General features: G+C 37.0%; 5 protein-coding genes. 1 reads left to right on the forward strand and 4 read right to left on the reverse strand.

Annotation, left to right across the window (positions count from 1 at the left end; genetic code table 11):
• Positions 1-21 precede the first annotated feature (21 nt).
• From ACO1D1_RS15920 to ACO1D1_RS15930, 3 genes are read right to left on the reverse strand one after another with little or no spacing between them, the layout of a single operon-like run.
• Positions 22-489: a hypothetical protein gene (locus ACO1D1_RS15920; protein ID WP_423336443.1), complete on the reverse strand. Its 468-nt coding sequence runs from the start codon at positions 487-489 to the stop codon at positions 22-24.
• Positions 443-3,070 (reverse strand): RHS repeat-associated core domain-containing protein, encoded by a 2,628-nt coding sequence (locus ACO1D1_RS15925; RefSeq protein WP_423336444.1) that lies wholly within the window; start codon positions 3,068-3,070, stop codon positions 443-445. The genes ACO1D1_RS15920 and ACO1D1_RS15925 overlap by 47 nt, the downstream gene beginning before the upstream one ends.
• Entirely contained in the window at positions 2,991-7,817 is a 4,827-nt protein-coding gene (locus ACO1D1_RS15930) for a DNRLRE domain-containing protein (protein ID WP_423336445.1), read from the reverse strand. Before ACO1D1_RS15930 ends, ACO1D1_RS15925 begins: the two co-directional genes overlap by 80 nt.
• Before the next feature lie 31 nt (positions 7,818-7,848).
• On the opposite strand from ACO1D1_RS15930, the gene ACO1D1_RS15935 reads away from it, so the two are divergent.
• Positions 7,849-7,983, forward strand: a complete 135-nt coding sequence (locus tag ACO1D1_RS15935; protein ID WP_423336446.1) for a hypothetical protein — start codon at positions 7,849-7,851, stop codon at positions 7,981-7,983.
• Between the two features lie 392 nt (positions 7,984-8,375).
• Here the strand turns inward: ACO1D1_RS15935 and ACO1D1_RS15940 are convergent, their stop codons facing one another.
• Positions 8,376-9,407 (reverse strand): bacterial transcriptional activator domain-containing protein, encoded by a 1,032-nt coding sequence (locus ACO1D1_RS15940; protein ID WP_423336447.1) that lies wholly within the window; start codon positions 9,405-9,407, stop codon positions 8,376-8,378.
• Positions 9,408-9,499: the final 92 nt, after the last annotated feature.

Here is a 9,499-nt window from a genome sequence, read left to right on the forward strand (position 1 = left end):
GGTAGTTTTTTCTCCAAAAACTCAAATTCCCCTAGGATTTTTAATTTTTATAAATCCTCCAGGTCCACCTATTATTTCTTCAAGATGTTTCAATGCTGTTTGATTTATTTGGTTAGGGCCGCCTTTAACTTTCCCCCAAATGTCTGGATTTCTTCCTGCATGTTTTTGTAAAGCATGACCCACAACAGTCTCTCCACCCTTTTTAGGGGAAGTTGCAGTATTTATTATAGTTTTATTATTAACTTTAACAAAATTACCCGTACCCTTAGCAGCATTCTTCCCAGCAAAACTAATTGACTGGTTAAGAATACCTTGAGCACTTAATAATTCTGCCCTTACAGCAAGTAACTCGCCTATTCCAGAGAACATTAGAACCGTGTTAAAGATAGGATCTTCATGCCACGGAACACTTAAAGCTCCGCCAGTATCATATTCTGGGTGTTCAAAAGATTTGAGTATTTTTAGAACTACTCTTAGTATAAGGAACATCTCTGTTACCCGGCCAACTGGATTTTGGAATATCATAAGGACTTGCCTTCCGAACATATCCATTCTCATCTTCATAAATAGGCAGATGCCCAGTTGGATCAATAAAGTTTACCGGGTTATTAGAGGTATACGCATATAGATGCTGGGACCATGGGTCGCTTGCTGTTCCTTTATAGGTATCTTGGGAAATAAACCGCCCTGTATCCGGATTATAATGTCTGGCATTCATGTAATACAAGCCGGTTGCTGTATCATGAACCGCACCGGTGAATTTCACCTCATTAAGGAACGATTTGCTGCCAACTTCCTCTGTTTCGCCAAATTCATCATAACCATACCCTATAACTCGCTTGGCATCGGGATCAAGGATACTGGTGACACTGCCCCTTTTATCATAGTGATAGAAGAAATACATATTGTCAAAGGCGCCATCGAACCGCTTCGAAGCTACAATTGTACCGCTCGGACTTAACACATTCTCCGTTGCTTTATTATTGTTGATGTCGGTCGTGTAGAGGACATTTTCTCCGTCATAAAAATACTTGGAAATTAGTCCATTGACATCTCGTCGGATCCGCTGACCGTCGCCATTATAGAAATTCTGTTCCACAACCGGCTTCTCACCAGAAATGGTCTGATCAACCTTTTCCAAACGATTTGCCAAATCATACGTAAACGAAGAGGTCACATCTTTTAGGACACCGTCTATTTTCCTCTTGGTTATTTCTTTTGTTTGATTTCCACGATCATCGAACTCATAGGATGAATCTGGCAGCCCATTTTTGGTCTTTGTTTTCAATTGATTTAACGGGTTGTAAGTATAGACGAATTTGTCCGCACCCTCGGTCATCGTGAGACGATTGCCTACTCCATCATACGTGTAAGCAGTCGTTTTATCATCTTGGTTGCTGGTCTTCAGACGTCCTGCTTCATCATATTGATAACTTTTCTTAATTGTCTTCGCCGTATCATAGTTAGTATATAAATCTTCATTCGTAATGAATCCGCGGCGGTCATATTGCATCGTGTATTCTTCTAATTTCTTATCCCCATTATCGAGGTATTGAATGGATTCCGTCAATCCGGCAGTATTGTAGCCATAATCAATTTTCACATAGCCTAAGCCGCCGGTATCAAATTGCCGGTAATTTTTTATATAATCGACTTGGCCCGAATTGGTATATACATACTCCTGAGCCGTTTTTCCTTCAACTTTAATGGAATGTAACCGATTATACGAATCATAGACATAATCAATATCTTTTTCTAAATCCCCTTCTTCGGAACGATAATAGATTCTCTTCACATTGTCGCTGCCATCATATTGATAACTAACGGAATGGCCATCTTGAACATAAGAAGTCATACGGTCCTTACTGTCCAAGGCATAGGATGTGACAATTGTCTGCGTTCCTTTTTTATCCGTCATTTTCTTGCGATTCCCATTTTCGTCATACTCAAACGTTGTCTCATGATCAGGACTGAAAGTGACTTTCTCCAATAAGTTTATCGGATTATAATCATGAACTTCCTTCGTTCCGTCATTCCTTGTCATGACCTTCATATTACCATTCAGATCATATTCAAACGATTCAGTGAACTTTACTCTATTGGATGGTGTTCCTTCGGCTACTTCTTTCGCCACACGTCCAAGAGCATCAAGATAGGTAACCTTAGCTCTTCCTTCTGCATCCGTAACAATATTTTTTACATAATCTCCTTCAACTTGGTCGTATAGATACGATGTGACAACATTTTTCCCTTCCACATTTTGCGTAACAGTTTCCAACCGTCCGAGTTTGTCATATTGATTAATAGTAGAGAATCCTTCCCCATTTATGCTTGTAAGTATGTTACCATCAAGATCATAAATATTCTGAGAAACAATATTCTTTCCGTTTGGATCGATAATCATTTTCGTTTGACGATTTAGTTCATCATATTTAGATTGCACCTGGCGACCTTCACCGTCAATTACCTCTATCATATTACCTACTGAGTCGTATTTATATGATGTAATGGTTTTATTTTTTTCAACTTGTTTCAGCCGCCCTACTGCATCATAATATTCAATTGCCTGCCGACCTTCTGCATCAGTATAGACAATCTTCTCATTATTTTCAGGATCATATTGATAAGAGATTTTTTCGATATCTTTATTTGGATGAATAGTTTCTAGTAGTCTATCTACATTATCATATTTATAACTTGTTTCAAAACCTCTCCTATTCTTATATTCAACCATATTATGGTTAAAATCATACTTTCTGGTTTCTGTATAACCATCAGGGTATGTCGTTTTAAAGAGGCGTCCTAAAAGATCATATTCTGTTGATGTGATATATCCTCTCGCATCTTTTACCTTTGTTGGATTTCCTTGCTTGTCATATTCAAGAATTTCAGTTATTTTTCCTAAAGGCTCCGTTTTCTTTTTGAGTCGTCCTTTTTGATCATAATCGAATGATGTTATTTGATTAAATTCATTAGTAATTGTTTTTTGGTTACCAAATGAATCGTGCGTATACGATACCGTTCTGCCTTCTGGGTCCATTTGAGGTACGAAGGTTTCCATAATCATCATAATCATAATGATATGTAGCTAAAACGCCATTACTAATTGGCTTAATGATATCTTTTACTTGATTCATATCATTATAATTTTTAAATTCGGTAATATTGCCTAAAGGATCCTTAGATGTCAGGATATTACCACGAGCATCATAGGTATAATGATAATGAAGTGTCTTTATAGTTCCGTCTATTTCATTGTCATAATACATATGCTCAACCAACATCTTGTCGTTGTACTCAAAATGAACCTGATGCCCAAGAGTATTCGTCTTAGAAGTGATATTACCATCTTGGTTAAATGTAAAGGAGATTGTTTTCCCTTTATCTGATGTAACAGTTGTTTGATTGGGGTCATATTTGAAATAATAATATTCCTCAACAGGATCTGTCACCTTAAAGAGCTTACCATTCTCGTAATCTAATGTTGTTTTATGCGATTTGGGATCATTGATGAATCTTAGTTTGTCGGAAGGATCATATTGGTAGGTCTCAGCATACTCGGCATTATTTTCTATTATTTGATGCACTTGTTCTAGGTGCCCTTTATCATTGTATCTAAAATTATATACACGGCCTGCTTGGTCAATTACATACTTTAAATGATCATTAAGATTTTCATCAGAAAAATAGGTGAAACGAATTTCATCCCCAACATTATTTTTTACACTGCTTAAATTTCCACGGTCAGGATCATAAGTCAACGTTAATTGATTACCATTTGGCTCTGTGAAATTTGTCAGTTTCAAATTAATATCAAAAACGTATTTTATTTGATCCTTCCTTAAGATTTCATAGGTGCCATCAGCTTTTCTCGTTAAGATCATATGAACACCTTTTGGAGAATCATATGTCCCGGTTTTATTTTTGCCAAATCGATGTAAGCTGCCATCCCCGTCTTTTAAGATAAGACCCACTTCTTGACCGGCCTCATTATATTCTTTCAACAAAGTGGTATTAAACGAGAAATCCCAGCCATACCCTAAAGGAGTCTTTGTTGTTGATTGACTGTTATAGCTTCGTTTCATCACCATCCCCAATTTTGGACCAGCCGCAACGAAATCTGTCGATTGATAGACCAGGTTTCCACTACTCATGTTAATGTAGCCGTCTCCACCACCAGTTCTAAGCGTGCTGTACCCCCAATAATCCTGTAAACCCATTCGTTTCTCAAGCTCGTCTTTATCCACAACTTTTGACCATGCCACGTTGGAAGATAAACTAAGCCGTTTCTTTCCGTTGAAGTCTTTTATCGCCACTACTTTATAATAAAACTTTTGTCCATAATTTAAATTGTAGTCATTCCAATATGAAGTCTGAATTCCCTCAGCAAGTAAAGTATCTTCCGAAGGAGTGAATGATTCAGTTGTACTGCGATACATGTTATAGGTTACACCTGAAGTTTCAGAAGCCTTCCAACGTAGTAGTGTCATATAATTGACATTTGGTGTCGCTGTTAACTTTTTTGGTTCGTCTATTAATTTTACTTTAAAGGTATCGTCAGTATTAACATATACAATGTCTGAATCCCATGAATTCAAAATGGGTGTAATGTTTCCAGATGTAGTGGTTAAGATAGCTTTTACCTTTAAGCTATTACCAACTTGCTGAAAAGCTTCCGTTTGAAAAGGCTTAATGCTTTGCCATGTCTGCCCTCCATCTGCCGAGGCAAAATAACTGATATCTGTACCAGCGGGCTTTTGCTCTACGGGTTTAAGATAAATGGTCTGAATGTCACCCGCAAATGGTTGAACTTTGGACTCAAACGAGCCTTCCAAACTGTAGCCATTGCTAGTTGAATTCAATTGTAAAGAATGTGCTGCATGGGATATACCTTGAAGTTTTTCAATATTTTCTAAATATTCAAAGGTATCAACCACACCTTTTGTTTGATAGGAAGTCGTGCTAAACTTATAATTTCCAAGACTATCCTTTCCTCTAATATAAAATTTGTTTGAACTGCCTTCAGCATATTGTGTAGCATCTAGGGTTAAACCTATTTTGTCCTTACCTGTACTATTCACAAGTTTAGAGTTGACAAAAAGGTTTGCTTCATAATCACCTGTGTTAGGGCTGACATTATCAATTAGATATTCAACTGGATATAAAGGTTTAGTAATTGTTTCTTGATTCGTTGGAGCCAAAATATTAATTGCGGGATTAATTGTTTCTGTATTTTTGCTCTTTATTACTTTTCTAGTAACCCTATTAATATTACCTGCCTCATCTTGAACTTCAATTTTTATAGTGTAGGTCGTTTGCTCATTTAATTTGGTGGTATCCCAAGAATAGAGAATATTATCGGAAGCAAGTTCAGTACCAGAATTTTTTATTTCAAAGGTACTAGGTGATTCTCCTTCTCCAACCTCAAGTTTCCAATAGGACACAGGTGCTTTGTCTACGTTTATCTTCGCATTTATATCAACAATTCCACCTATTGTTTGAGCATTGTCCGGATAATTGAAGACGATTGTAGGAGCTAAAGTGTCTTTTTTAAGACTAACTGATTTGGAATCACCATAGTTCCCTTCAGCATCAATTCCTCGAACCTTAATTTCATGTATTCCATCAGATAGGGCCTCATTTTTAATAGTTTTGGAACCTGTACTAACATTTGTCCCCAGTGGTATCCACTCACCGTCGTCTATACTATATTGAATGGTGTTTATTTGTTTATTATCTGTAATTCCTTCCCAAGATAAAGTAAACTCTTGAGAGTTTGTCCATTTTTCAGGGTTAATTTTTAAGTCTGTAGGAGTTTTGGGCTTTGTTCTGTCTTTTGTAACGTATTCACTTGACGTCGAAAATCCTGAGTAATTTTTACTCTTATCAAATGCTTTAATTCGAAACATGATATTTGAAGAACTATCGGGCAAATTAGTTACAGAATAGGAATAACCTGCTGCTCCTAAATGGGGAACATTTGCTACGGGCTTCCATGAACCTTCCGTATATTTTTGTATTTCATAATAATCGATTCCAGTACCTATCGTAGTAGGAAGATCCGATACACTATTCCAGGAAAGGTCTGCTTTTGCGGTACTACCGCTATTATTGGCTCCGTCAGTTATTTTCACTCCGATTTGGCCTGGTTGATTAGGCGCAGTCGTATCAGGTAAGTAACGCTCTGACCAATCTGAATTTGGAGAGCAATATCCTGATATGCTACTACATGCAGATACAACGAACCAATATTGATGGCTACTTTGCCAATCTCCCTGTGATGCAACATAAGTGCTATTCGGATCATTTGGAAGGTCCGTCCCACTTGGAGAACTCTCGGTATGAAGCCAATATCTTCCCTGTTCAATTTGAGCAACAGTGGGCCAAATCTTTTTCCCCTTTGTTGACCATGAGTTTACATTACCTACATTAATATAATCATATTTTTTGCCATTCCATATTCCTATCAAATAGTAGTCAGCACCCTCAACTTTTGACCATGAAAGGTCAAAGTAACCTGTCGAACTGTTGGTTGCTAATGGGTAAGGAATAACGGTAGGTTTTGCCGGCTTATCCAGAAATGTATATGTTATTTCTATCTCAGGTAATCTATTTTTATTATCATAAGCTATGAATTTCTTCCAATATGTCGCCCCATTTCCACTAGTGTGTAATGAAAATCCAAAATTCCCGCTTGGATTATTTGCCCAATTTTGTACTGTCGTTGTCACATCATAGGAAAACCAGCTGTTCCTTACAGCCGTCGCAGTCCCCAAATTAGCCACGGAGGGGCTATAATTCCATGTGATTGTGGAAGGATTCCAATCTGTTTTAGAAGTGGATACCCAAACATTTGTTGGTGTAGTGCTATAACTCCAAATTGTGTATAACCATAGGGTCGCTTTTTTAATAACAGCACCCTGTAAATTAACTAAACTATTCTTTAAATAGGCGTAATTATCACCAGTTGTACTGTCGTAATATCCTACCTTCAATACATAAGCTTCATAGGTTGCATCCCAAAGTTTTGAATTGGAATAATTATTATTTGGATATGCATTAGACACATAAGCATAAACAAAATTATTGTAATGCTCATTTGTAACTGTCGGGTCGATATAAATTGGAAATTTACGTTCTGGACTTTTAAGCCATTCCGAATCAGCTATTAAAGTTAGCAGATATTTTCCATCTTCCTCCTCTTTTAAATCATAACTCACATTTTCCGAAGTGGCTGCTTCTCCCGATTCAGGATTAATATTCGAATCTGACATAAATGGTTTTGGCAAAATATATATTTCTTTGTCTTGCTCATCTACAAAGGTTATGGAACCATTTTCCTTAGTATGAGGTTTTAATTCTGTACTAATTTCAAATTGAAATTGATTATGGCCCGTATATTGATGTAAAACAATATCTTCCTTTACCGAATCATTAAAAATAATATTTCGTAAATCTATATTTGGAAAAATTTGCTTATACCAAATTTTATTTCCGCTAACCGTTGAAACTATTGGTTGTACTTTTATAACTCCTTGTTCACCATCAGCTTGAATTAACTTAACAGAAAAAATGTGATTGTCTTGCTGAAACTGGGCATATTGTCCATCCTTCATATTCTTTTGAAAAGAGACATCCAATTCAGTATTTTTGGGTTTATATTCGTTCCCATTCTTTTCAATTAAATCTGACGATATTTCTTCCCATTTATCCCCCTTTTTAAAATGAACCGGCTGATCAAATATTCTTTTTGTGAATGTTCCGTCTTGATTATTGATTACTTTTTCATTTTCTTTTCGTAATGCTATTTCTTCCACTGGTTTATTTAAATTTTTTGATGAACTCCTAATGTCTTCAATTGAAATATTAGATATATTTTGTGGATTTTCTTCTGATGATTCTAATTTTTTTTGCGATGAGCTATTTGATTCTGCTAGTCCATATGGTGTAGGTATGATAGAAAAAAAAGCAAGAAAACCATAAAAACAATTAGGTATTTTCTCTGTTTACGATATTTCATTTAGCTTCCCCCTGCCTTTTTGTAATAAGGACTCCATCAAATTTTATTTTTTTCATTTCACATCCTTTCAATCAGTCAAGTATAAAATAAAATATCGGAATAATTAAACAATATAATAGAATAGACTTAATTTATATAATTTTTATCCTATTTAGATTGGGAAAAGTTTAGAATAAACTTTAGAAATACTAAACGAATTTTGTAATGCCACGGTAAATAACCAGTAAAATCAGCACATCATGTTGGGAAAATTATAAGTATTTAATAGTTTCATTCTAGTAAATAGGTCCTAGTTATACAAGAAAGTAATTTTATCAAATAACTAGAAAATTATATATAAAAAAACAGCCCTGCATTAAGGCTGCTGGATTGGATTAACAATGTTCTCCGATTCAATAATCATCTCGTACATATGTTTTGTCGGTTCGAGCGGGGTTACCCCCAGTTCTTTCTCTAATACTTCCGTACATTTTTGATACCATTTCATCGCTTGCGGGCGATTGTTTTTTCGATAGTAGCAATACATCAACAAGCGGTAGGCCTCTTCCCATGTGCGGTCGCGTTCGAGAATTTTTTCGCACCAATGAATTGCCTCTTCGTAGTTTTCGCGGCGTACCATTAGCTGTGCCATTTTTTCAGCACCGCGCAGAAAATATACAAGCAGGCTCTCTCTTTTGCTTATGCACCAATCATCGTAACGGCGGTCAGGGAGATAGTCTCCTTGATACAGCGTCAATCCTCGCTCAAGGAAATACATCACCTTTTCGTCCCCGCTTTCATGTAAGCCCTGCTGAATCAGCGACTGAAAATGAGAGGTATCCACCTCTATCACTGCATTGGGATTTAATCCGTAAAACATCCCGTCACGGATGATAAAAAAGGGGGCCGCTCTTGCTTTGCGCATGGGTTCTAATACATGCTGAAGGCTGTTTAAGGCCACCTTGAAATCACGGTCAGCATTCTTCTTGTCCTGATAGGGCCATAGGATTTGCATGATTTCATCCTTAGCTATCGGTTCACTCACGGTAATCAGCAGTTGGAACAATTCTTTCGCTTTTTCCCTCTGCCAATCCTTATCCCCTACGTCCCTCTCCCCAAGCCAAAGGCGGAATTGACCAAGGGTTTGCACTCGTATCGAGTACCCTGGATGGGCGTCAAACGTTGTAACCCCTAGATCTTCTAAGAGTTTCCCGGCAAACGGTTTCTGAATATTCTCTCGCAAACACTCTAGCAACAATGGCACAAACCCTTGCAAATCCCTTGGACCGAAGACGGACCGGTGATGAAAAAAGAATTCATAGTCATGTATTTGCACAAGCGTTAAGCACTTATCGATTGTTTCCTTAAAAAGATTGAAGCGGCGCACGAAAATGCGAAAGCGTTTCACGATAAATGCGAAAACGCCTATCTAGGTTGTTGGGTTTGGGGTTAAATACCGCCTTCGCATAACTGAAGTTTAGTAGGTTACAAAAACATAAC

This window comes from Neobacillus sp. 19 (assembly GCF_049463095.1).
Taxonomy (GTDB): Bacteria; Bacillota; Bacilli; order Bacillales; family Cytobacillaceae; genus Neobacillus.

Bases quoted from the DNA above. Each gene is read 5' to 3' on its own strand.
- ACO1D1_RS15920 (WP_423336443.1), bottom strand. From the start codon at position 489: ATGTTCCTTATACTAAGAGTAGTTCTAAAAATACTCAAATCTTTTGAA.
- ACO1D1_RS15925 (WP_423336444.1), bottom strand. From the start codon at position 3,070: ATGATGATTATGGAAACCTTCGTACCTCAAATGGACCCAGAAGGCAGA.
- ACO1D1_RS15935 (WP_423336446.1), top strand. From the start codon at position 7,849: ATGTCTTCAATTGAAATATTAGATATATTTTGTGGATTTTCTTCTGAT.